The organism is Neisseria flava (assembly GCF_982712965.1).
In genome coordinates this window covers 1-23,550 of record NZ_CEXQBZ010000125.1, presented here as the reverse complement: position 1 = coordinate 23,550, position 23,550 = coordinate 1, and the positions used below count along the sequence as shown (strand labels likewise).

The 23,550-nt window shown below is 53.9% G+C and carries 21 protein-coding genes; 13 read left to right on the top strand and 8 right to left on the bottom strand.

Translation table 11 applies throughout. The features are described 5' to 3' along the window. The first annotated feature begins 119 nt into the window (after nucleotides 1–119). Nucleotides 120–644 (top strand): outer membrane protein assembly factor BamE, encoded by a 525-nt coding sequence (locus AC5M9B_RS09380; RefSeq protein ID WP_070655317.1) that lies wholly within the window; start codon nucleotides 120–122, stop codon nucleotides 642–644. Between the two features lie 9 nt (nucleotides 645–653). Then, complete coding sequence (locus AC5M9B_RS09375) at nucleotides 654–1,085, top strand: L,D-transpeptidase (protein ID WP_070493706.1); 432 nt, start codon at nucleotides 654–656, stop codon at nucleotides 1,083–1,085. A gap of 425 nt (nucleotides 1,086–1,510) precedes the next feature. Here the strand turns inward: AC5M9B_RS09375 and AC5M9B_RS09370 are convergent, their stop codons facing one another. Next, nucleotides 1,511–3,535 carry an OPT family oligopeptide transporter gene (locus AC5M9B_RS09370; RefSeq protein ID WP_487648545.1) on the bottom strand — a complete coding sequence of 675 codons (2,025 nt, stop codon included), beginning with the start codon at nucleotides 3,533–3,535 and terminating at the stop codon, nucleotides 1,511–1,513. Between the two features lie 245 nt (nucleotides 3,536–3,780). Here AC5M9B_RS09370 and metG point away from each other — a divergent pair, with 245 nt between their 5' ends. The 4 genes from metG (at nucleotide 3,781) to prfB (ending at nucleotide 9,046) form a co-directional block, all read left to right on the top strand. Beyond that, complete coding sequence (metG, locus tag AC5M9B_RS09365; protein WP_487648544.1) at nucleotides 3,781–5,838, top strand: methionine--tRNA ligase; 2,058 nt, start codon at nucleotides 3,781–3,783, stop codon at nucleotides 5,836–5,838. 57 nt (nucleotides 5,839–5,895) lie between these two features. Next, nucleotides 5,896–6,360 (top strand): GNAT family N-acetyltransferase, encoded by a 465-nt coding sequence (locus AC5M9B_RS09360; RefSeq protein ID WP_070613781.1) that lies wholly within the window; start codon nucleotides 5,896–5,898, stop codon nucleotides 6,358–6,360. A 203-nt stretch (nucleotides 6,361–6,563) separates the two neighbouring features. Continuing rightward, nucleotides 6,564–7,817, top strand: a complete 1,254-nt coding sequence (murA, locus tag AC5M9B_RS09355) for a UDP-N-acetylglucosamine 1-carboxyvinyltransferase (protein WP_049228971.1) — start codon at nucleotides 6,564–6,566, stop codon at nucleotides 7,815–7,817. A 125-nt stretch (nucleotides 7,818–7,942) separates the two neighbouring features. Continuing rightward, nucleotides 7,943–9,046, top strand: a complete 1,104-nt coding sequence (gene prfB / locus AC5M9B_RS09350) for a peptide chain release factor 2 (protein WP_039407069.1) — start codon at nucleotides 7,943–7,945, stop codon at nucleotides 9,044–9,046. A 120-nt stretch (nucleotides 9,047–9,166) separates the two neighbouring features. Here the strand turns inward: prfB and AC5M9B_RS09345 are convergent, their stop codons facing one another. Beyond that, nucleotides 9,167–10,057, bottom strand: a complete 891-nt coding sequence (locus AC5M9B_RS09345; protein WP_487648543.1) for a DegV family protein — start codon at nucleotides 10,055–10,057, stop codon at nucleotides 9,167–9,169. 208 nt (nucleotides 10,058–10,265) lie between these two features. Between AC5M9B_RS09345 and AC5M9B_RS09340 the strand changes: the two genes are divergently transcribed. Continuing rightward, a complete protein-coding gene (locus AC5M9B_RS09340) occupies nucleotides 10,266–10,751 on the top strand; it encodes a dihydrofolate reductase (protein ID WP_487648542.1) in 486 nt (161 codons plus the stop codon). A 94-nt stretch (nucleotides 10,752–10,845) separates the two neighbouring features. Here the strand turns inward: AC5M9B_RS09340 and AC5M9B_RS09335 are convergent, their stop codons facing one another. From AC5M9B_RS09335 to pyrB, 3 genes are all read right to left on the bottom strand, one after another. Next, nucleotides 10,846–12,258, bottom strand: coding sequence for an OmpP1/FadL family transporter (locus AC5M9B_RS09335; protein WP_070539786.1), 1,413 nt, complete (start codon nucleotides 12,256–12,258; stop codon nucleotides 10,846–10,848). A gap of 300 nt (nucleotides 12,259–12,558) precedes the next feature. Continuing rightward, nucleotides 12,559–13,017 carry an aspartate carbamoyltransferase regulatory subunit gene (gene pyrI, locus AC5M9B_RS09330; protein ID WP_003743175.1) on the bottom strand — a complete coding sequence of 153 codons (459 nt, stop codon included), beginning with the start codon at nucleotides 13,015–13,017 and terminating at the stop codon, nucleotides 12,559–12,561. Between the two features lie 9 nt (nucleotides 13,018–13,026). Next, nucleotides 13,027–13,947, bottom strand: coding sequence for an aspartate carbamoyltransferase (gene pyrB / locus AC5M9B_RS09325; protein ID WP_070539782.1), 921 nt, complete (start codon nucleotides 13,945–13,947; stop codon nucleotides 13,027–13,029). A 333-nt stretch (nucleotides 13,948–14,280) separates the two neighbouring features. On the opposite strand from pyrB, the gene yccS reads away from it, so the two are divergent. After that, nucleotides 14,281–16,428, top strand: a complete 2,148-nt coding sequence (gene yccS / locus AC5M9B_RS09320) for a YccS family putative transporter (protein WP_487648541.1) — start codon at nucleotides 14,281–14,283, stop codon at nucleotides 16,426–16,428. Between the two features lie 205 nt (nucleotides 16,429–16,633). On the opposite strand, the gene AC5M9B_RS09315 is transcribed toward yccS, so the two are convergent. The 3 genes from AC5M9B_RS09315 to AC5M9B_RS09305 form a co-directional block, all read right to left on the bottom strand. Then, nucleotides 16,634–17,083 carry a DUF4149 domain-containing protein gene (locus AC5M9B_RS09315; protein ID WP_019270747.1) on the bottom strand — a complete coding sequence of 150 codons (450 nt, stop codon included), beginning with the start codon at nucleotides 17,081–17,083 and terminating at the stop codon, nucleotides 16,634–16,636. Nucleotides 17,084–17,470: 387 nt separating this feature from the next. Next, nucleotides 17,471–18,703, bottom strand: coding sequence for a PilT/PilU family type 4a pilus ATPase (locus AC5M9B_RS09310; RefSeq protein ID WP_003744423.1), 1,233 nt, complete (start codon nucleotides 18,701–18,703; stop codon nucleotides 17,471–17,473). Between the two features lie 171 nt (nucleotides 18,704–18,874). Then, entirely contained in the window at nucleotides 18,875–19,921 is a 1,047-nt protein-coding gene (locus tag AC5M9B_RS09305) for a type IV pilus twitching motility protein PilT (RefSeq protein WP_070656447.1), read from the bottom strand. A gap of 179 nt (nucleotides 19,922–20,100) precedes the next feature. On the opposite strand from AC5M9B_RS09305, the gene AC5M9B_RS09300 reads away from it, so the two are divergent. From AC5M9B_RS09300 to dksA, 5 genes are all read left to right on the top strand, one after another. Continuing rightward, a complete protein-coding gene (locus AC5M9B_RS09300; protein ID WP_070656450.1) occupies nucleotides 20,101–20,802 on the top strand; it encodes a YggS family pyridoxal phosphate-dependent enzyme in 702 nt (233 codons plus the stop codon). 8 nt (nucleotides 20,803–20,810) lie between these two features. After that, the gene (locus AC5M9B_RS09295; protein ID WP_070656453.1) at nucleotides 20,811–21,206 is read left to right on the top strand and encodes an RNA-binding protein; all 396 of its coding nucleotides are present in this window, start codon (nucleotides 20,811–20,813) and stop codon (nucleotides 21,204–21,206) included. Nucleotides 21,207–21,296: 90 nt separating this feature from the next. Next, nucleotides 21,297–22,094: a pyrroline-5-carboxylate reductase gene (gene proC, locus AC5M9B_RS09290; RefSeq protein WP_070656458.1), complete on the top strand. Its 798-nt coding sequence runs from the start codon at nucleotides 21,297–21,299 to the stop codon at nucleotides 22,092–22,094. Between the two features lie 2 nt (nucleotides 22,095–22,096). Then, nucleotides 22,097–22,651, top strand: a complete 555-nt coding sequence (locus AC5M9B_RS09285; protein ID WP_070656460.1) for a YggT family protein — start codon at nucleotides 22,097–22,099, stop codon at nucleotides 22,649–22,651. 193 nt (nucleotides 22,652–22,844) lie between these two features. Next, nucleotides 22,845–23,261, top strand: coding sequence for an RNA polymerase-binding protein DksA (dksA, locus tag AC5M9B_RS09280; protein WP_003744416.1), 417 nt, complete (start codon nucleotides 22,845–22,847; stop codon nucleotides 23,259–23,261). Nucleotides 23,262–23,550 lie beyond the last annotated feature (289 nt).

The window sequence follows — 23,550 nt, the reverse complement described above, 5'->3', positions numbered from 1 at the left end:
TGAAATTGTTACAAAGTGACAATAAACGGCATCAGCACAAAGGGCAGCGTGCGGGTAAATCGTATTTTTCCATGCGGCAGAGGCATAACCGAAGCCGCCAACACGAAAAAGGATTAACCATGAAAACGTCCCGTATCGCCAAAACCGCCCTTTGCCTCGCTGCCGCAGCCGTATTGTCCGCCTGCGCCGGCAAAAGCCACGTTAAAGCCGACGGAACGACGGACAACCCCGTCTTTCCGAAACCCTACTCCGTAACCTTCAACAAAAACCAAGGCACATTCCCGACCGCCGATGAACTCGAACAGATGAAACCGGGTCTGAGCAAAGACGACATTTACAAAATCCTCGGCCGTCCGCACTACGATGAAGGTATGTTCGGCGTGCGCGAATGGAATTATCTCTTCCACTTCCGCACTCCCGGCGTTCCCGCCAATCCCGACATCGGCTCCGGCGTAGAAGGCATTACCACCTGCCAATACAAGGTCTTGTTTGACAAACACAAATACGCCCGCAGCTTCCATTGGAAAACCGTCTTCCCGGAAGACGCCGTCTGCCCGCCCGTACAACCCGAGCCGAAGGTTGCCGAACCTCAAATCATCATCCGCGAAGTTGCGCCTGAAACCCACCACCGCATCCGCAAATAACAGGAAAACATGTTTAAAAGAATCATCCTCGGCATATCGCTGCTGGCAGGGCTGAACAGCTTTGCAGCAGCCGATGCCGCCAAAGAATACATGCAACGCAAAAAAGTCATCGTCAACACCGCCAAAGCCGAGCTGTGTTTCACCGACGATGCCCAGTGTTACCCCGTGCTCATCGGCAAAACCACGCCGAAAGGCACTTTTGATATGCAGTTGATGAAGACTTCCAAACCCGGCTACGGCGGCGAAATCATCGGCTTCAAGCAGGAAAAAGACTTCCTCTTCGCCCTGCACCGCGTCTGGACGCTCAAACCCTCCGAGCGCCGTATGCAGCGCATCGCCTCCAACGTCGTCTCCGACCGCGTCATCACCAACGGCTGCATCAACGTAACCGACAAAGTGTACGACAAATTGCGCCAATACTTTGTTTTGGAAGTGATTTGACGGGTTTCACCATATAGCAGGCATGAAAAAGGTCGTCTGAAAACTTGAAATTCAAGATTTCAGACGACCTTTTTATTGACTCGATACATACTTGGAGCAAACCGAACCCATAGCGTGGGCTTTGACCACGAAATTTACTGCTTAATAATCTGAATTAGTTATCTGTGTCCGAGCATTCATCTCGTGGGCAAAGCCCACGCTACTCGTTGCTGCAACGGCAACTTATCCCTTCCCCCGTCCGGCGGGGGAAGGTTAGGATGGGGGTGGCTTTGTGGGTTTAGATAATATTCGTTCAGCCCGTAGAGCCCCCCTCTCCCCAGCCCTCTCCCACTGGATAAAAGAGCAAGAAGTTACAGATAAAAACAAGGTCGTCTGAAAACCTGAATCCCAAGTTTTCAGACGACCTCTTTATTTTCAAACCCAGCTTACTTGACGCGTCCTGCTTTCAACACGCGTTGTGCGAAGAACACCATGCCTGTGATGAAGAATGCCAGCCCAAGCCAGGACGCGGTGGTTTCCCAGTTTTCCAGACCCAGCGCGAGCGGAGCGTCGGAGCCGCCGTTGGTCACGGAGAAGGCGATGATGAATGCCATCACTACGCCGACCAGGCTTTCGCCGACAATCAAACCGGCGGAGAACAAGGTTCCGATACGTTCGGCGTTTTTCAGACGACCTTCACGGTTTTCCGCTTTCTTGCCGATGATGTGTTTCAACACCGCCGCCAACACTGCGCCGATCACGATGGGCATATTGACGGACGGCGGCAGGTAGATGCCCATGCCGACGGCGAGGACGGGCAGTGCGCGTTTTCCGCCGGACGATTTTTTCAACACCAAATCAACGACGATCAACACCGCGCCGATCACGATGCCGGTGAAGATGTACGCCCATTCGAGGTTGTGGGCGAAGATACCCGAGGCGATGGTCGTCATCAAAGTCGCTTGCGGAGCCGCCAAAGCCTGCGCCGCGTCCATGCCTTCGCGCGGCATTGCGCCGGTAAAGCCGTAGGCTTCGTAGAGCAGTTCCAACACGGGCGAGATGACGAATGCGCCGACGATACAGCCGATAATCAGTGCAATCTGTTGCCTCCACGGCGTTGCTTTGAGCAGGTAGCCGGTTTTCAAGTCTTGCAGGTTGTCGTTGGAAATCGAAGCCACGCAAATCACCGCCGAGCCGCAGAACAAGGTCAGCGCCAGCAAAAATTTGCGGTTGGCTTCATCCGCCATCAAACTGCCGGATTCGCCCACGACCAACAACACCAGTGAAATGATGACGATGGAAACGATGCCCACGCCGGAAATCGGGCTGGAAGACGAGCCGACCAAACCTGCCATATAACCGCAAGCAGCAGCAACCAAAAAGCCGATGATGGAAGCCAAAAGCGTACAAACGACCACCAAAAGCCAAGCCATGCCGCCCGTAATGTGCGAATCGCCGATAAAGTGATAAAACGATACGCCCAGCACCAGCATCATGGACAACACCCAGAAAATCATGGCTTTAGGCGACAAATCCTGTTCTGTACGTTCCGCCGCAGGCGCGCCGCCGCCGAAACTCTTGAACGACATTTTCAGGCCTTCCAGCATCGGCTTGAGCAGCATCAAAAGCGTCCAAACCGCCGCGATACCGATGGTACCTGCGCCGATAAAGCGTACCTTTTCCTTCCACAGCTTCATCGCAAACGCGGCCATTTCCATATCGGCAGGCTGCGGAATGTGCGATGAAAAATACGGCACGGCAATACCCCAAGCAATCGAAATGCCCAACAGGATGGCGATGCCGCCCGTCAGCCCGACCAAATAGCCCGCACCCAACAATGCCAGCGAAAAGCCCATCGGCAGTTGGAAAATCGCCGTGCCGCTTTTAAACCAATAACTCGCACTGTCGGCAATCACGCGCAAACCGTTGGAACAAAAGCTCATAAAGCCCGCCAACGCGCCGCCTGCCGCCAGCTCTTTAATGCCGCTGCCGCCCTGACGGCCTTCCTCTTCCTCGTGGCTGCCGACTTTCAAAATTTCCGCCGCCGCCACGCCTTCGGGATAAGGCAACTCGCTTTTCACCACCATCGCGTAACGCAGCGGAATGGTGAAAATCACCCCCAAAATCCCGCCCGCCATACACAACAGCGCAGTCTGCCAAAACGGGAAACCGCTCCAATAGCCTGCCATCAACAAACCGGGCAGGACGAAAATAATGCTCGACAACGTACCCGCCGCCGAAGCCTGCGTCTGCACCATATTGTTTTCCAAAATATTGCTGCCTTTGAAAAGCTTCAAAACCGCCATCGAAATCACCGCAGCCGGAATCGACGAAGCAAAGGTCAGACCGACTTTCAAACCGAGATAAACGTTTGACGCGGTAAAGATCACGGTAATCAGCGCACCGAGTATCATGCCCCGAAGCGTCAGCTCGCGGTAGTCCGCATAAGGATCGTGAGTGGATTGTGTCATCGTAGATAGCCTTTCGGTTGATAAAAAACACGACGGCAGGCTCGAACCGGCTGCCGAATCTGCCTTTATGGTGTTGCGACAGCAAGGAAATGTCAAGTTAGACAAAGAATATGCAAAGAAAGCGGAAAGGCAAAAGGTCGTCTGAAACCTTAAATCCCCCTTTTCAGACGACCTTTCCCCCGTCTCGCCCGCACGATTTACGGTATAATTCCCATCTTTATCCATTGTTTTCCAAAGCATAAACCATGACACGCAAAATCCTCGTTACCTCCGCCCTGCCCTATGCCAACGGCAGCATCCACCTCGGCCACATGGTCGAACACATCCAAACCGACGTTTGGGTGCGCTTTCAAAAACTGCGCGGCCACGAGTGCCACTACTGCTGCGCCGACGACACCCACGGCACGCCCGTGATGCTTGCCGCGCAAAAACAAGGCATCGCGCCCGAAGACATGATTGCCAAAGTGCGCGAAGAACACCTCGCCGACTTCACCGGTTTTCACATCGGCTACGACAATTATTACAGCACCCATTCCCCTGAAAACAAACAGTTTTCCCAAGACATTTACCGCGCGCTGAAAGCCAACGGCAAGATTGAGAGCCGCGTCATCGAGCAGCTTTTCGACCCCGAAAAACAAATGTTCCTGCCCGACCGCTTCGTCAAAGGCGAATGCCCCAAATGCCACGCCCAAGACCAATACGGCGACAACTGCGAAGTCTGCGGCACGACCTATTCCCCGACCGAACTGATTAACCCGTATTCCGCCGTTTCCGGCGCCAAACCCGAATTGCGCGAATCCGAACACTTCTTCTTCAAACTGGGCGAATGCGCCGACTTCCTCAAAGCATGGACTTCCGGCAACAATCCGCACGACGGCAAGCCCCATTTGCAACCCGAAGCCCTCAACAAAATGAAAGAATGGCTGGGCGAAGGCGAAGAAACCACCCTGTCCGACTGGGACATCTCCCGCGACGCGCCGTATTTCGGTTTCGAAATCCCCGACGCGCCGGGCAAATACTTCTACGTCTGGCTGGACGCGCCCGTCGGCTACATGGCGTCGTTTAAAAACCTGTGCGACCGCATCGGCGTCGATTTCGACGAATACTTCAAAGCCGACAGCCAAACCGAGATGTACCACTTCATCGGCAAAGACATCCTCTATTTCCACGCCCTGTTCTGGCCCGCCATGCTGCATTTTTCCGGCCACCGCGCCCCGACCGGTGTGTACGCACACGGCTTTTTGACCGTGGACGGACAAAAAATGTCCAAATCGCGCGGCACATTCATCACCGCCAAATCCTATCTGGAACAAGGCCTGAACCCCGAGTGGATGCGCTACTACATCGCCGCCAAACTCAACAGCAAAATCGAAGACATCGATTTGAACCTGCAAGACTTTATCTCGCGTGTAAACAGCGACCTCGTCGGCAAATACGTCAACATCGCCGCCCGCGCATCAGGCTTTTTGTCCAAACGCTTTGAAGGTCGTCTGAAAGACGTTTCAGGTAGCCCGTTATTGCAAAAACTCGCCGCCGAAAGCGACAACATTGCCGAGCAATACGAAAACCGCGAATACGCCCGCGCCCTGCGCGACATCATGGCTTTGGCGGATGCCGTGAACGAATACGTTGATGCCAACAAACCGTGGGAACTCGCCAAACAGGAAGGCCAAGACGAACGCCTGCACGAAGTATGCAGCGAACTCATCAACGCCTTCACCATGCTGACCGCCTACCTCGCCCCCGTGTTGCCGCAAACTGCCGCCAACGCCGCGCGTTTCCTCAATCTGGACGCAATTACCTGGGCGAACACGCGCGAAACCCTAGGCGAACACGCCATCAACAAATACGAACATTTAATGCAACGAGTGGAGCAAAAACAAGTGGACGATTTAATCGAAGCCAACAAACAAAGCATTCAGACGACCCCCGCGCCTGCCTCCGAAGAGGGTAAATACGAAAAAGTCGCCGAGCAGGCAAGCTTCGACGACTTCATGAAAATCGACATGCGCGTCGCCAAAGTATTGAACTGCGAAGCCGTCGAAGGCAGCACCAAGCTCTTAAAATTCGACCTCGATTTCGGTTTTGAAAAACGCATCATCTTCTCCGGCATCGCCGCGTCTTACCCAAATCCTGCCGAATTGAACGGCCGCATGGTCATCGCCGTCGCCAATTTCGCCCCGCGCAAAATGGCAAAATTCGGCGTATCCGAAGGCATGATCCTCTCCGCCGCTACCGCCGAGGGCAAACTGAAGCTCTTGGATGTCGATGCAGGCGCGCAGCCCGGAGATAAAGTAGGCTAAACGTTAAAAGGTCGTCTGAAAACAGTTTCAGACGACCTTTCTACACGATAACGCGTCATGAACATCACCCCCTTGCAAGCCTGCCACATCGAGCCGCTTACCCTTGCGCTCTACCAAGAATGGCACGACTTCGCCCCGTGGTCGTCGCTTGAAAAAATTCGTGCCTATTACCGAAAATGTCTGGACGGGGACGGTTTGCCGCTCGCCTTTGCCGCAGTTTCGGAAGACGGACGGCTGCTCGGTTCCGCCGCGCTCAAACGCTTCGACATGGAAGAATTTCCGCAATACGAATACTGGCTGGGCGACGTATTCGTCCTGCCCGAATATCGAGGCAAAGGCATCGGACACGCGCTCATCGCCCATTGTCTGCAAACCGCCCGCTCCTTACGCCTGCCCGCCCTTTACCTCTATACGCCCGACGTACAGGCGGTTTACGCCAAATACGGCTGGCGGGAAATCGCGACGCAATGGCACAACGGCGAAACCGTCTCCGTGATGAAACTAGATTTACAGGTCGTCTGAAAACGTAGAAACAGACATCGCAAGGTTGCGTCTGATATGTTCAGACGACCCTTCCGACCATTCATACCCTGTAAACGCCCTTCGGAAGAATTCTTCCTGCCCGCCCGCAAAAACCGTCAAAATCCCTTATAATTCCGAATCTAACCGAATCCCGTCCTGCCGGCAGCGCCGTCGGGACTTGTCTCAACAACGAAAGAAACACTGTGGACAAACTCAAAATCACCGCCAACGGCCCGCTCAACGGCGAAATCATCGTATCCGGCGCGAAAAACGCCGCCCTGCCGCTGATGTGTGCCGGTCTCTTGACCTCCGGCACCCTGCGCCTGAAAAACGTACCCATGCTTGCCGACGTCAAAACCACCCAAAAACTGCTGCAAGGCATGGGCGCACGCGTTTTGACCGACAACGTTCACGAATTCGAAATCAACGGCGGCACCGTCAACAACACCTGCGCCCCCTACGAACTGGTGAAAACCATGCGCGCCTCCATCCTCGTGCTCGGCCCGACGCTGGCGCGTTTCGGCGAGGCCCAAGTCAGCCTGCCCGGCGGCTGCGCCATCGGTTCGCGCCCTGTTGACCAGCACCTCAAAGGCCTCGAAACCATGGGAGCGGAAATCACCATCGAACACGGCTACGTCAAAGCTAAAGGTCGTCTGAAAGGCGCACGCGTGGTGATGGATATGATTACCGTCGGCGGTACGGAAAACCTGCTGATGGCGGCGACCCTCGCCGAAGGCACGACCATCCTCGAAAACTGCGCCATCGAACCCGAAGTCGTCGATTTGGCGGAGTGCCTCGTCAAAATGGGCGCGAAAATCAGCGGCATCGGTACATCAACCATGACCGTCGAAGGCGTGAAAGAGCTGCACGGCTGCGAACACAGCGTCGTACCCGACCGCATCGAAGCCGGTACCTTCCTCTGCGCCGTCGCCATGACCGGCGGCAAAGTCGTCCTGCGCAAAGCCGCCCCCAAAACCATGGAAGTCGTTTTGGACAAACTCGTCGAAGCCGGCGCCATCATCGAAGCGGGCGACGACTGGATTTCCATCGACATGCAGCAACGGCCGAAAGCGGTAAACATCCGCACCACCGAACACCCCGGCTTCCCGACCGACATGCAGGCGCAGTTCATGGCGATGAACGCCATTGCCGAAGGCGACAGCCGCGTCGTCGAAACCATCTTTGAAAACCGCTTCATGCACGTTCCCGAACTCAACCGCATGGGCGCAAACATCACCACCGAAGGCAACACCGCCTTCGTCAAAGGCGTGGAAAAACTCTCCGGCGCCGTCGTGATGGCGACCGACCTGCGCGCCTCCGCCAGCCTCGTCATGGCAGGCTTGGTCGCAGGCGGCGAAACTATCGTCGAACGCATCTACCACCTCGACCGCGGCTACGAACACATCGAGAAAAAACTCGGCCAAGTCGGCGCGAAAATCGAACGGGTACGCGGTTAAGAGCCTTGTGTCAAAAAGGTCGTCTGAAAACTTGAGATTCAGGTTTTCAGACGACCTTTATCATAGAAAAAAGCCCGCAAATCCCTTACAATACGCCCCTAAAATTTTGAAAGCACACAAGAATCATGGAAGCCGAAGTAATCAACCAGCTCAACAACACCCTGAACGATTTGGAAAAGCGCAGCGAAGACATCCGCGTCTATATGGACTATCAGGGCAAGAAAGACCGATTGGAAGAAGTCATCGGCCTTTCCGAAGACCCTGAGCTGTGGAACGACCCCAAACGCGCCCAAGAAATCGGCAAAGAGCGCAAAATCCTCGAAGGCATCGTGTTGACGCTCGACAACATCGCGTCGGGCATCGAAGACAACCGAATGCTGATTGAAATGGCTGTTGAAGAAAACGACGAAGAAGGTTTCGCCGCCGTGCAGGAAGACGTGGCGGGACTGGAAAAACAGATGGCGGATTTGGAGTTCAAACGGATGTTCAACCAGCCCGCCGACCCGAACAACTGCTTTATCGACATCACCGCAGGCGCGGGTGGTACGGAAGCGGAAGACTGGGCGGGTATGCTGTTCCGCATGTACAGCCGCTACGCCGAGCGCAAAGGCTTCAAAATCGAAATCCTCGAAGAAGACGATGGCGAAATCGCGGGCATCAACCGCGCCACCATCCGCGTTGAAGGCGAATACGCCTACGGCTTGCTGCGCACGGAAACCGGCGTTCACCGCTTGGTGCGCTACTCGCCGTTTGACTCGAACAACAAACGCCATACGTCGTTCTCATCCGTGTTCGTATACCCCGAAATCGACGATTCCATCGAAATCGAAATCAACCCCGCCGATTTGCGCATCGACACCTACCGCGCATCGGGCGCGGGCGGTCAGCACATCAATAAAACCGACTCCGCCGTGCGTATTACCCACGAGCCGACGGGAATTGTGGTGCAATGTCAAAACGACCGTTCGCAACACGCCAACAAAGCCGCTGCGATGGAAATGTTGAAATCCAAACTGTATGAATTGGAAATGCGCAAACGCAACGAAGAGAAACAGGCGTTGGAAGAAGGTAAGTCCGATGTGGGTTGGGGCAGCCAAATCCGTTCATACGTCTTGGACTCCTCACGCATCAAAGACTTGCGCACGGGCTACGAAGTCGGCAACACCAAAGCCGTATTGGACGGCGATTTGGACGGCTTCATCGAAGCCAGCCTGAAACAAGGCGTGTAAACCTAAAATGCGAAAAGGTCGTCTGAAAACCAGAGATTTTGGTTTTCAGACGACCTTTTACCGTCAATTCAAATAAGCAATACCCATAGCCTTTAATGGTATGGCTTTGCTTTGAAATTTTCAGGCAGGGGCGGCAATGCGTTCCACCATACCCACGCCGACCCCGCAGATACCGACGTGCGCGGCGACAACGGGGGATACGGGTACGCCCTGCCCGAGCCGCCTTCCGGTTTTTTCAAAAAAACGTTCGGCAAACAGTTGGTAGCGTTCTTCGTCGCCGGTATAAAGGCCGCCGAGGATAAATTGGTCTTTCGGCTTGTCGTTCATCAGGCTGACGGTATTAGCAATAATGGAATCAAACATTTTGACATCATCGGTAACGGTTTCCAAACGTTCCAAATTGTCTTGCGAAAAGTGCAGGACGTTACGCAATCCAAGCCAATCGCCGAAAGACGCGCCGACACGGGAAAGCGTACCGCCCAAAGAAAGGGACTTGAGCGAAGAAAGTCCGAATACGATGTGGCAATAAGGCTTGAGGCTTTCCAAGTGTGCGACGACCGTTTGGGGAGGCAGGCCTGCCCGAAGCAGCCGTTCTGCCTCCATGGCGAAAAAGCCTTCCGGCATACAGCAGGTACCTGTGTCGATAACATGGATTTTCAGTTGTGGAAACTGCGCCGCCATTTTGCGGATAACATCCGCTGAGTCGCTCAATTTGTGGCTCAACGTCGTAACGATGGCTTCGTGATAGCCCTGTTCCACCAGATAATTGAATGTTTTGGACAATTCGTCTTCGCAAGGCGGCAACGTGCTGATTGGCTCATCCAGATGATTGGCTCGCCATTCGCAATATTCTTTGTTGTTAACATCTGAACCGTCTACATGCCATTGATGATTAAACGAAATGTTTAAATGCAAAATATGTATGGTGCTGTCGCGTCCGGCCATACTGTCAATGGAACCGCTGGATGTCGATAAAACCGCACAGCGGTACAAAGCATAAGAACCCGGCATACTGTCTCCCTTGAATATCCGACAATGAAAATCTGCTTACTTATATAATTTGGCCGCAAGACAAACGGCACTTTAAAATGATAAACGGTATGTTTATTCTTGTCTATATGATTATTACCGTAAGTCATATTTTAGGATGCCAAGAAGAAAACCGCCTATACGCCATATCGTTTACAATACTGGCTTTCAGCCTCAAACAAGGATGCTCATGCAAAAAATCACTCTGATTGCCGCTTATGCCGCCCACCGTTGTATCGGCATCAACAACGCCATGCCTTGGCATCTGCCCGAAGACTTTGCCTTTTTCAAAACCTATACCACGGGCAAACCGGTCGTCATGGGGCGTAAAACATGGGAATCCCTGCCTAAGAAACCATTGCCCGGCCGCCGCAATATCGTTATTACCCGTCAGTCGGATTATCCTGCCGAAGGGGCGGAAACCGTCTCCGAGCTGGAAGAAGCATTAGCATTGTGTGCGGATGCCGAAGAAATCATCATCATGGGCGGCGCGCAGATTTACGCCCAAGCCCTGCCGTATGCGACCGATTTGCGCCTGACCGAGGTGTCGCTCGATGTATCCGGAGACGCTTTTTTCCCTGAATTTTCATCGGATGAATGGAAAGAGCAGTTGCGTGAAACACACATAAGCGAGAAAGGTATCGGATACGCCTTTGTCCACTATGTCCGCCGTTGACCAAGCATTTCTTTGAATCCGTATATTAAAAAAGGTCGTCTGAAAACCTGGATATTGGTTTTCAGACGACCTTTTGATGTCGGCACCAAACAGCTTACTTGAATTTGTAAGTGTATTGTAATCCAACGATGTCGGCGTGGTTTTTGAAGCGCGCGCCGGATGCGCCTTTGCTGTCCACATCGTTGCCGGTGGCGCGGTCGGTGTGGTAGCGGGTGTCGTTGATGTGGATATGGCTGTAAGCGGCATCGAGGACGTGGTTTTTGCCCAGATGGTATTTCGCACCGAGCGAGAACCAGATGCGGTTGCCGTCGGGCAGGCTGTTCATGCGGTAGCCGGCGTTTTTGACGGGCGAGCGGTCAAAGGCGATACCGGCGCGCAGTTGCAGCGGATCGGTCACTTGGTAAGAACCGCCGAGCGCGACTTTGTAAGTGTTACGCCAGTTGGGCGTGATGACGGTGCGGTCGGATTTGCCGTTGACGACGTTTTTGGTGTTTTCAAAAACCAGTTCTGCTTTGTTGAAACGGCTGTGGCGCGTCCAAGTTACATCGCCGAACAGGTTGAATTTGTCGGTGGCTTTGTACATGCCGTGAACGGACAGGGATTCAGGAGTAACGATTTTGACGCTTGCTTTTTCACGCGGAACGTAACCGCGGGCGGCAAGCGCACCCAAATCCCAAGCGCGGCGGGCGTATGCACCGTCGGCTTCCCATTCTGCCGAGCCTTTGAGGGTGTGTGATACTTTGGAGCGGTAGTTCACGCCGACTCGTGCGCGGTCGTTGATGTCCCACATCCAAGCGAGTTGATAGCCGAAGCCCCAGTCGTGGCCTTTCACTTCGGCGTGTCCGTCAGATTTGCCTTGCGCGCTGACGGAAACAGGACGACCGGCTGCGCGTGAGGCAAGGCCGCTGGCGAGTTGGCTGATGGCGCCGGAGGCATCCCAGTCGGAATATTTGCGCAATTCGGCTTTGGAGTATTGGGCGATCAGGCCTGCACCGAAAGCATGGTTTTCATTGGCTTTCCAAGCGACGACCGGTTCGATGTCGATGCTGGTAAGGCCAAGTTTGTTGATGTTGTGGCGCAACACGGAATCTTTTTCGTATTCGGTGGCAGAGCCGAAGGGGACGTAAACGCCCAAGCCCAAAGTTACGTCGTCATTGACTTTGTATGCGCCGTAGAGATGCGGAGCGACGGTGGTTTTGGTGATTTTGCCGCTTTTCGAGCCGGAAACATCGCCGCCTTGATAGTATTGTGCAGAATCGGCTTCGTAGCGGATGCTGGGCAGGACGATGTTGGCGTTGACGGAAACTTGGCTGCTGTCGAGTTTGGACAGACCGGCGGGGTTGTAGAAGATGGTCGATGCGTCGGCTGCTTCCGCGCCGGAAGAGTTGGCGGTGCCTTGCGCGTTGACCGACTGCGTACCGAAGTGGTAGCCCGAAGCGTGGACTGCGCCGGAAAAGAAGACTGCGCTGAGTAAGATTACGGTTTGTTTAATAGGTGAGTTCGTCATTTTCTTAAAACCTACATTCAAATAATAAAGAGGTCGTCTGAAACAAACGCCTCTATCCGATTAGTATAGGTGCTCGATTCTATACCACCTTACCGTTTTTGCCTAATCTTTTCGATTCTTTGCACGGTTTTAACCCTATTCGATTGTTGCAGGAAAGTCATTTCTCTTTCATGCCTTTGAATTATCGTTTGTTGTGAAACCGACAACACTTCCCAAATGTAAAAAGGTCGTCTGAAAACCTGATTTTCAAGTTTTCAGACGACCTTTCGCATTTATGCCGGTTCAGCTTTATAACTAAAACTAAGCCTCCGTCACGGAATCGCGGCTGAAGGTTTTTTCGCAGTAGTGGCATTTGAGCTTGGTCTGTCCGCTTTGTTTGCGGACGTAGAAGCGGCTTTTCACCGGCTCGCCGTGGCTGGCGCAGTTGGTGTTCGGGCAGCGGAACACTTCGCCGATTTCGTCTGGCAGGGTGAGCCGGCGTTTGTTGATGACTTTGAAGTGGTCGATGGTGTTGACGACGGCTTCGGGGGCGAAGAGAGCGAGGCGGTTGGCAGCGTTGTCGTCCAGCCATACGCCGGTGATTTTGATGATGTCTTTGCTGCCTTGGGTTTTGCTGGGCAGGTTGAAGCCGACGGTTACGGCGCTGCCGTAGTGCAGCAGTTTGAATTGGCGCAGGATAATCAGGCCTTTGCCGGCGGGGATGTGGTCGATGACGGTGCCTTTTTCGATGGCTTCGACGCTGAGTTTTGGGGTTTCCATATTTGCTCCTTATACTTCTTCGTTCAACACCAGCGATAAAATCGCCATGCGGGCGTAAACGCCGTTGGTCGCCTGCTCGAAATAGTAGGCGTGCGGCGTGGCATCAACGTCGGGGTGGATTTCGTCAACGCGCGGCAGGGGGTGCAACACGCGCAGGTTGGGGCGGGCGTTGGCGAGCATGGCGGCGTTGAGGTTGAATTTGCCTTGGATTTTGGCGAACTCTTGTTCGTCGAAGCGTTCGCGTTGGACGCGGGTCATATACAGGATGTCCGCCCATTCGACGGCGGCTTCGAGGTCAGGCAGGATTTGGTAGCGGCAGCCTGCGGCTTCGAGTTCTTCGGTGATGTATTCGGGCATGGCGAGGCTGGGCGGGGAGACGAAGGCGAATTCGCAGTCCCAGCGTTTGAGGGCTTGGCAGAGGGAATGGACGGTGCGCCCGTATTTGAGGTCGCCCGCCATGGCGATTTTGAGCTTGTTCAGACGACCTTGGGTTTCGTAGATGGTCACGAGGTCCAGCAGGGTTTGGCTGGGGTGTTGGTTGGTGCCGTCGCCGGCGTTGATGACGGGGACTTTGGAAAACTCGGCGGACACGCGCGCGGCACCGTCTTTGGGATGGCGTTGGATGATGGCGTCGGTGTAGCTGGAGATGATGCGGGCGGTGTCGGCGAGGGTTTCGCCTTTTTTCGCGCTGGTGTTCGCGCCGTCGGCAAAGCCGATAACTTTGCCGCCCAAGCGTTGTACGGCGGTTTCAAACGACAGGCGCGTGCGGGTGGAGGGTTCGAAAAAGCATGAGCCGATGAGTTTGCCTTCGAGCAGGTCGTCGCGCGGCTCGGCTTTGAGTTTGAGGGCGGTTTGCAGGAGCAGCTCGAGCTGTTCGGTCGTCAGGTCGGAAATGGAAATGACGTGTTGTCGGTAAAGCGGGTTGGGCATTCGGCTTCCTTTCTTCAATTCGGCAAAAACCCCGCTAAGGCGGGGTTTTACGAAACAACGACCAACGCGCCGCGGCGTGCGGTATGGGCAAAACGGGCGGGGCGGGCGTTAAGGCACATGGGTCGTCTGAAATCGGTTTGAGGTGGCGGTATTATCGCATATTTGACGACGCAGGGCTTCGGATTTTCGTGAAAAGGGGTCGTCTGAAAATGGCGACAGTTTGCGCTTTCAGACGACCCCGCAGACCCGTCCCGCCCTGAAATCCTGTTAGAATACCGTTTCATTTCATCCATAATAATCAAACCATTCCAATTTAAAGCTGCACCCAATACGATGAAACTCCCGCCGCTCAAACCCCTCATCATCACCTCACTGCCCGTCTTTGCCAGCGTCTTTATCGCCGCGACCCTTGTCTGGCGGTTTGGCACGCCCAAGCTCGCCATGCCTTTCGTGCTCGGCATCATCGCGGGCGGTCTCGTCGATTTGGACAACCGCTTGACAGGTCGTCTGAAAAACATCATCATCACCGTCGCCCTGTTTACCATTTCATCGCTCGTTGCCCAAAGCACGCTCGGCACAGGTCTGCCTTTCATTCTCGCCATGACCCTGATGACCTTCGGCTTTACCATTTTGGGCGCGGTCGGGCTGAAATACCGCACTTTCGCGTTCGGCGCACTTGCCGTCGCCACCTACACCACGCTCACCTACACCCCCGAAAACTTCTGGCTGACCAATCCCGTCATGATTCTGCTCGGGACCGTGTTATACAGCACCTGCACGCTCGTTTTCCAAATCATCCTCCCGCACCGCCCCGTCCAAGAAAACGTCGCCAACGCCTACGAAGCGCTCGGCGGGTATTTTGACGCCAAAGCCGACTTTTTCGATCCCGACGAAGCCGCCTGGCTCGGCAACCGCCAAATCGACCTCGCCATGAGCAACACCGGCGTTATTACCGCCTTCAACCAATGCCGCGCTGCTCTGTTTTACCGCCTGCGCGGCAAACACCGCCACCCGCGCACCGCCAAAATGCTGCGCTACTACTTTACCGCCCAAGACATACACGAACGCGTCAGCTCCGCCCACGCCGACTACACCGAGCTGACCAACACCCTCAAAAACACCGACCTCATCTTCCGCATCCGCCGCCTGCTCGAAATGCAGGGGCAGGCATGCCGCAACGTTGCCGCCGCCCTGAGGAACGGCAAAGACTACACATACAGTAAACGCCTCGGACGCGCGATGGAAGGCTGCCGCCAATCCCTTTCGCACTACACCGACGACCATCCCGAAAGCCGCAACATCCACCACATCCGCCGCCTGCTCGACAACCTCGGCAGCGTCGATCACCAACTGCGCCAACTCCAACACAGCGATTCGCCCGCCGAAAACGACAACAGCAGCGATACCCGCATCGCCGCCCTCGAAAACAGCAGCCTGAAAAACGTTTGGCAGACCGTCCGCAGCCAGCTCAACTTCGAGTCGGGCGTGTTCCGTCACGCCACGCGCCTCTCCATCCTCGTTGCCGCCTCCTGCATCATCGTCGAAATCCTCCATCTCAACCTCGGCTACTGGATACTCCTGACCGCAGTCTTCGTCTGCCAACCCAACTACACCGCCACTAAAAGCCGCGTGTACCAACGCATCGCTGGCACTATTCTCGGCGTCATCGTCGGCTCCCTCGTGCCTTATTTCACCCCCTCCGTCGAAACCAAGCTCTGGATCGTCATCGCCAGCACCACCCTGTTTTTCATGACCCGAAGCTACAAATACAGCTTCTCCACCTTCTTCATCACCATCCAAGCCCTCACCAGCTTCTCCCTCGCCGGGCTGGACGTCTATGCCGCCATGCCCGTCCGCATCATCGACACCATCGTCGGCTCCGTCCTCGCATGGGCGGCCGTCACCTACCTCTGGCCGGATTGGCGTTACCTCACCCTCGAAAAAACCGCCGCCCAAGCCGTCGGCGGCAACGGCGCCTACCTCAGAAAAATCCTCGATCAGCTCCAATACGGCATCGCCGACGACGTCGAATACCGCACCGTCCGCCGCCAAGCCCACGAACGCACCGCCACCCTTAGCAGCACCCTCTCCGACATGAGCAGCGAACCCAAAAAATACGGCAACAACCTGCAAAGCGGCTTCACCCTCCTCAAAATCAGCTACGCCCTGACCGGCTACATCTCCGCGCTCGGCGCATACCGCAGCGAAATGGACGGCGCGTGCAGCCCCGACTTCGTCCGCAAGTTCTACCAAAGCGGCTACCGCATCGCCGACCTGCTCGAACGCCTCCCGCAAACAAGCGAACAAGATTTTCAGACGACCCTCTCCCAAATCCGAACCGACTTGGAAGCCTTACAAACAGAGGCAGGCGACGAACGTCAAAGCCACATCCTCCACCGGCAGCTCACCCTCATCGCCAACCAGCTCGACCCCTGCTACCGCAGCTTGCATGACATCGAAGCCATCCCGCAGGTCGCGTGATATCAATCAGCAGATAAACGAAAGGTCGTCTGAAAACCCGAAACAAGGTTTTTCAGACGACCTTTGTTTTGTCGGACTTGAATGGTTTCCTTTGATTTCTTGATGCGAAGGATAAAAACATGGAGGAACTCGCCGCCAAAGAAATGAAAAATCTGATAAAGAAGTCCGAATCATTAAAGAACAAGGCAATGCGACCAGTAGACGGCTAATTGTTCTCAAATTTCAAATAACGCCACAGCAAACCTAAGCCCAAGACGCTGCATACCAGATAAATGATGCTGGAAATGCCGTGCCACATACCGAAAGAGCCGCCCAATAATGAAAGCAGCCAATTTGCCGTACCTGTCTTGTGTGCTGCGATAACAGGGCTTATCAGGAATTGGTTGGACGCGGTCAGCAGCAGAAGGAGGATAATGAATTTCGGCGCTGCTTTGCAGTTGTCGGAAAATGAACGGTTTCGGTTACTTCGCACTACCAGCCAAGCCACTGTCCAAGCCAGCAGGCCAAAATAATTGTTGATTGAAAACAGCATGCCTGCGATATTGCCTGCTTCCTGTTTGCCCAGCCGTTCAAATAAAATCGGGGCGGCAATATAGCCCGCCATTACCTGCATACCCAGCCACAGGCTGGTCAGCAATGCGCACAATCGGTTCATCATCCCTCCTGAAATTCAAATCTGCCGCATACTAACATAGTTTTCAGACGACCTGAGGCTTACGCCGCCTTACGCCCAATCCGATCCGTCTTTTATAGTGGATTAACTTTAAACCAGTACGGCGTTGCCTCGCCTTGCCGTACTATTTGTACTGTCTGCGGCTTCGTCGCCTTGTCCTGATTTAAATTTAATCCACTATAGATGCGGAGAAACGCAAACTCAGCGAGCGTAAAAGCAATCAAACCTATCACTAAAAGAGGGGGAAACGACAGCATTCGGTTTGCAGTACGAAATGATCAAAGGTCTCAAGGAAATATGAAAGAAGGTCGTCTGAAAAACCTGAATCGGGGTTTTCAGACGACCTTTGTTTTGCCTGAAATCGGGTGTTTACGAAATCAGGTTCAAATCGCTGATGCGGTCGTAGAGGCGGTCGGGGTCGTTGCCTTCTTCGTGCATTTGGATGCGCAGGCGCAGGTCGTTGGTGGAAACGGCTTGGCGCAGGGCTTCGTCGTATTCGATTTGACCTTTGATGTAGAGTTCGAACAGGTGTTGGTCGAAGGTCTGCATGCCGTCTGTGCCGGAGCGCGTCATGAGTTCGCGGATTTCCATGAGCTCGCCTTTGAAAATCAAATCCTGCATGGCGGGTGTGTTGAGCAGCAAATCGACGACGGCGGTACGCTGGCTGCGGTTTTTCTTGATGGCGAGGCGCTGGCCGATGATGCCGGTCAGGTTGAGCGCCAAATCCATGAGGACTTGTTTGCGGCGGTCTTCTTGGTAGAAGTTGATGATACGCTCGATGGTTTGGGCGGCGGTGTTGGCGTGGATGGTGAAGACGCACAAGTGGCCGGTTTGGGCAAGCTGGAGGGCGTATTCCATACTGGCTTCGCTGCGAACCTCGCCGATACAGACGACGTCGGGCGCTTGACGCATCGCGCTTTGGACGGCGATTTTCCAGTCGTTGGTGTCGATGCCGACTTCGCGCTGGGTGAAGATGCTGCGGCGGGGTTTGTAGATGAATTCGATAGGGTCTTCGATGGTGACGATGTGGCCGGGCATTTTGTGGTTGCGGTAGTCGAGCATGGATGCCATGGTGGTCGATTTACCGGAACCGGTCGGGCCGGCAAGGATTAACAGGCCGCGCGGGGAAAGGGAGAGGTCTTTGAGTTTGGCGGGCAGGCCGAGGCTCTCCATTTCGGGGATTTCTTGGTTGATGCGGCGCAAGACCATGCCGACGCGGCCTTGTTCGTGGTAGGCGTTGACACGGTAACGGGTGTTGCTGCGGGATTGGACGGAGTAGTTGAGTTCCCATTCGCGGTTGAAGGTCTCAAGCTGCTCGGGGTTCATGGTGGATTCGACGATGGCGGCTGTGTCTTCGCCGGTCAGGGCTTTGTGCGGGACGGGGGTCAGGGTGCCGCTGACTTTGACGGCAGGCGGGAAGCCTGCGCTGATGAAGATGTCGGATGCGCCGCGTTTTTCTGCTTCGACGCACATGCGGTCGAGCAGGGGATGGAGGTGTGTGCCGATTTCGGCGGGGGTGGGGATATGCGGCGGTTGGTTTTTTTGCGAGTAGGCTTGCACCATTTCGCTGAGTAAGTCGTGTAAAGGAGTTGTTTCGCTCATTTTGTGTACTCTTTATCAGTAAGTGAATATTGAGACCGGCGGGCGGTTTGTTTGTTATTGGGTGTTGTGCCTGCCTTACGGAGGTCGTCTGAAAACGGGAAACGGGCTTCCTCATTGTATAAACTGCGTTTTCAGACGACCTTGTTTGTTCCCGATAATGGAATGTGCTGATCAGACGATGGTCATGCTTTCGCTGTTTTGCGCTTTGCTGCGGGCTACGTCGGGGCTGATGGTGCCTTGGCGGACGAGGGTTTGCAGCGCTTGGTCGAGGGTTTGCATGCCGTGTGCTTGACCGGTTTGCAGCGCGGAGTTGATTTGGGCGATTTTGTTTTCGCGGATCAGGTTGCGCACTGCGGGGGTAGAAATGAGGATTTCGTGTGCGGCGACACGGCCGTTGCCGTCGCGGGTTTTCAGCAGGGTTTGCGAAATAACCGCGCGCAGGGACTCGGACAGCATCGAACGCACCATTTCTTTTTCGCCGGCAGGGAATACGTCGACGATACGGTCCACGGTTTTGGCTGCGCCGGTGGTGTGCAGCGTGCCGAATACCAAGTGGCCGGTTTCGGCGGCAGTCAGCGCAAGACCGATGGTTTCTGGGTCACGCATCTCGCCCACGAGGATTACGTCGGGGTCTTCACGCAATGCGGAACGCAGGGCGTTGGCGAAGCTGTGGGTGTGTTGGTGCAGCTCGCGCTGGTTGACGAGGGCTTTTTTACTTTGATGGACGAACTCGATCGGGTCTTCGATGGTGAGGATGTGTGCGGGTTGGGTTTCGTTGATGTAGTTGATCATTGCCGCCAGCGTGGTGGATTTACCGGAACCGGTCGGACCGGTTACCAATACCAAGCCGCGCGGGTTGTCGGCGATTTTTTGGAAAATACGCGGGGCGCGCAGGTCTTCCAGCGTCAATACGGCGCTCGGAATGGTACGGAAGACGGCGGCAGGACCGCGGTTGGAGGTAAAGGCGTTGACACGGAAACGGGCGACGTTGGGCAGCTCGAAGGAGAAGTCCACTTCCAAATCTTGTTGGAACAGTTTGCGCTGATGGTCGTTCATGACCGAAGTGACCATGTTGCCGACTTCTTCGGCGGACATTTCGGGCAGGTTGATGCGGCGGATGTCGCCGTGAACACGGATCATGGGGGACATTCCGGCGCTTAAGTGAAGGTCGGAAGCTTTGTTTTTGACGCCGAAAGCGAGTAAGTCGGTAATCTGCATAATGTGGCCTTGTTTTAGTTTAGAATAATGAAGCGGAACCCGATTTAAAATGCGGACGCGGAATGCTGGGCATTTCCCTGTTCAGGTTCCGATAAATTGTATTATTTTAAATACATAAATCGTTCAGACCAAGTAAAATTTTCAAAATCGCTGTAATTGATGTAATAAAGGAAGAAATCATGTCGGTATTGCAACAAAATTATGCGGAGGTGTGCCGCCGCATTGCCGAAGCCGAGCAAAAGGCAGGCAGGCAGGCGGGCGAAGTGGGTTTGATTGCCGTCAGCAAAACCTTCCCTTCAGACGACATCCGCGAGGTATATGCTGCAGGACAGCGTGATTTTGGTGAAAACTATATTCAGGAGTGGTACGAGAAAACGGAAACGCTCGCGGATTTGCCCGACATCGTTTGGCACGTCATCGGCGATGTGCAGTCGAACAAAACCAAATTTGTCGCCGAACGCGCGCATTGGGTGCATACGATAGGTCGTCTGAAAACCGCCCGCCGCCTGAGCGAACAGCGTCCGCCCGAAATGCCGCCTTTGCAGGTGTGCATCGAAGTCAATATCGCGGGCGAGGAGGCGAAACACGGCGTTGCGCCCGATGAAGCGGTCGTGCTGGGGGTAGAAGTAGCGAAGTTGCCGAATGTGGTTGTGCGCGGGTTGATGTGTGTCGCCAAAGCTGACAGCGATGATGAAGAATTGCGTGTTCAGTTCCAAACCATGCAGCAACTGCTCGCCGACCTGAACGCGGCGGGTGTCCACGCGGATGTATTGTCAATGGGGATGTCCGGAGACATGTCTGTGGCAGTCGCGTGCGGCGCAACGCATGTGCGCATCGGCAGCGCGATTTTCGGCAGGCGGGAGCAAAAACAAAAAGGATAAAGCAGCCAATGAAACATATCGTCTCGGTCGTTTTGCTGGGTTTGACGTTAACGGGCTGCCGGTTGATGGGCTGGTATCAATGTGAATCCTTATCAGGCTGGTGTAAGCCCAAAAAGCCGGCAGCAATAGATTTTTGGGAAATTAAAGGCGAGCCGCCGCCTTCTATCGAGGATTTCCGCGGAACACGTTTGGCGGACGGGAGTTATTCTGTTGACGACAATGCTTATCGTACAGCAGCTAATGATTATTTCAGTAGGAAAATCAAAAAGTTTGAAGCTTGCGGACTAGCTTGGCACACCCGCGATAAACGCCCTTTGGCGGAAACTTTCAAACAAGAAGGCTTCGATTGTTTGGAAAAACAGGGCTTATATCGAACATCGCTGCCCGAAAGCGTCCGTTGGTAAAAAGGTCGTCTGAAATTTTTCCGGTTGGGTAGAAACGACATTTCAGACGACCTAAGAAAATGTATCTCATTTAAAAAATTAAGGAAATTTATGAACATCTACTTTTTAGGCGGCGGCAATATGGCAGCCGCCATTGCGGGCGGATTGGTCAAGCAGGGCGGATACTGCATCCACATCGCCAACCGCGGCGCGGAAAAACGCGAGCGTTTGGCAAAAGAATTGAATGTTGAAGTTTCCGAATCCCTGCCCGAACTGAATTCAGACGACGTATTAATCCTTGCCGTCAAACCACAGGATATGGAAGCCGCGTGCCGCAACGTTCGTGCCAACGGCGCATTGGTGCTCTCCGTTGCTGCCGGTTTGTCTATTGATACCCTCAGTCGCTACCTTGGTGGAACGCGCCGCATCGTCCGCACCATGCCCAACACGCCGGGAAAAATCGGTTTGGGCGTATCTGGCATGTTTGCCGCAGCGGAAGTCTCCGAAGCCGATCGCGCCGCCGCCGACCGCATTATGCGTTCCATCGGTTTGACCGTTTGGTTGGAAGAAGAAGACAAGTTGCACAACATTACAGGCATCAGCGGCAGCGGTCCCGCCTACGTCTTTTATCTGCTGAGCGCGCTGCAAGCCGCCGCTCAGGCGCAAGGGTTCAGCAAAGAAGATGCGCGCGCCCTCAGTCTCGCGACATTCAAAGGCGCGGTTGCCTTGGCAGAACAAAGCGGAGAAGACTTCGCGCAATTACAGCAAAACGTTACTTCCAAAGGCGGAACCACCCACGAAGCTATCGAAACGTTCAAATCATGCCGCGTCGCCGAAGCCATTGCCCAAGGCGTTGACGCTTGCGTCAAGCGTTCGCAGGAAATGGCACAACAATATAAGGTCGTCTGAAAATGCGTGGAGATTTATTGATATTGCTTGCCGACGGCATCGTTATCCTGTGTTTGGCACGTCTCTTCCTGCAGTCGGCGGGATTGAGTGAAAATCATGCACTCTTAGCGTTCAGCAAGCGATCAACCGATTGGCTGGTCAACCCGCTGCATAAAATTCTGCCGATTAAAAAATACGACCCCGCCTGCCTGTTGTCAGGATTGTTGTTATATTACATCGTATTCACCTTCATCACTTTAGTGGCGCAGCCTACCGCATTCAGCGCAAAAATCATCATCGCCAATTTTATACTGGCAGTATTGAATACAATTAAATCAGCAGCTTATGTGTTATTGATAGGGTTGTTTATCCGCATAGTGCTCAGTATTAAAGATCCCTATTCCCAACTTTCCGTCGCGTTGGAACGGATATATCGCCCCATACTTTCTCCCGTGCAGTTTTTAAAGTACGGACGCTACGATTTTTCAGGTAGTATATTGGCATTATTACTGTGGATCTGGTTAAGCAGCCTATCGCCTCAAATTACCCGTCAAATCAACTTGTGGCTACTGCAATAGACAGCGAGTTCATTAAGAATTTGCAGCATGACGTAAGCAAAACGCAAAAAAGTGAAAATCAAAACCACGGCTGTGAAAACATGGTATTATGCCGCCATTTCTAAACGGACTTGAGAAAAGAAGTTCTAAGAAATCAATAAAATAAAACACTTGAGTAGCATTTCGTTTCCCGCAATAGATTGAAAGAAAAATTATGGCAAAGCTGACAGAACAAGACATTTTGAATTGGGACGGTCCGGAAGAAGACTACATGAATAGCGATCAGTTGGCATTCTTCCGCGAACTGCTGGTAAAAATGCAAGACGAACTGATTGAAAACGCATCTGCCACCACCGGCCACCTGCAAGAACACGAATCCGCTCCCGATCCTGCCGACCGCGCCACTCAAGAAGAAGAGTACGCGCTGGAATTGCGCACCCGCGACCGCGAGCGCAAACTTCTGGGTAAAGTACAAGCAACCATCCGCAGCATCGACGAAGGCGAGTACGGCTTCTGCGCAGATACCGGCGAGCCCATTGGTCTCAAACGCCTCCTTGCCCGCCCGACTGCTACACTTTCCGTAGAAGCACAAGAACGCCGCGAACGTATGAAAAAACAGTTTGCCGACTAAAATAACGAAGTCGGTTGATTGAATTAGGTAGTAAGAAAATACAAGGTCGTCTGAAAAAGATTTCAGACGACCTTTGGTGTTGTTGAGGTAGGTTGTTGAGTTTGGTTTGAGAATGGTTTTGAAAGTTTCGAAATAAAAGCTGTTGAATTTCAGATTGTTGTCGGTTTTTGCAGAATTTTTTGCGGTTTGGGAGTTGACGGTTTTTGAGGAGGGGGGTATAGTTCGGTTCTTCGCTGCTTTGGCGGTGATTGAACGAACTAATAAGTATATCACAGTTGGTCTGGTTTTT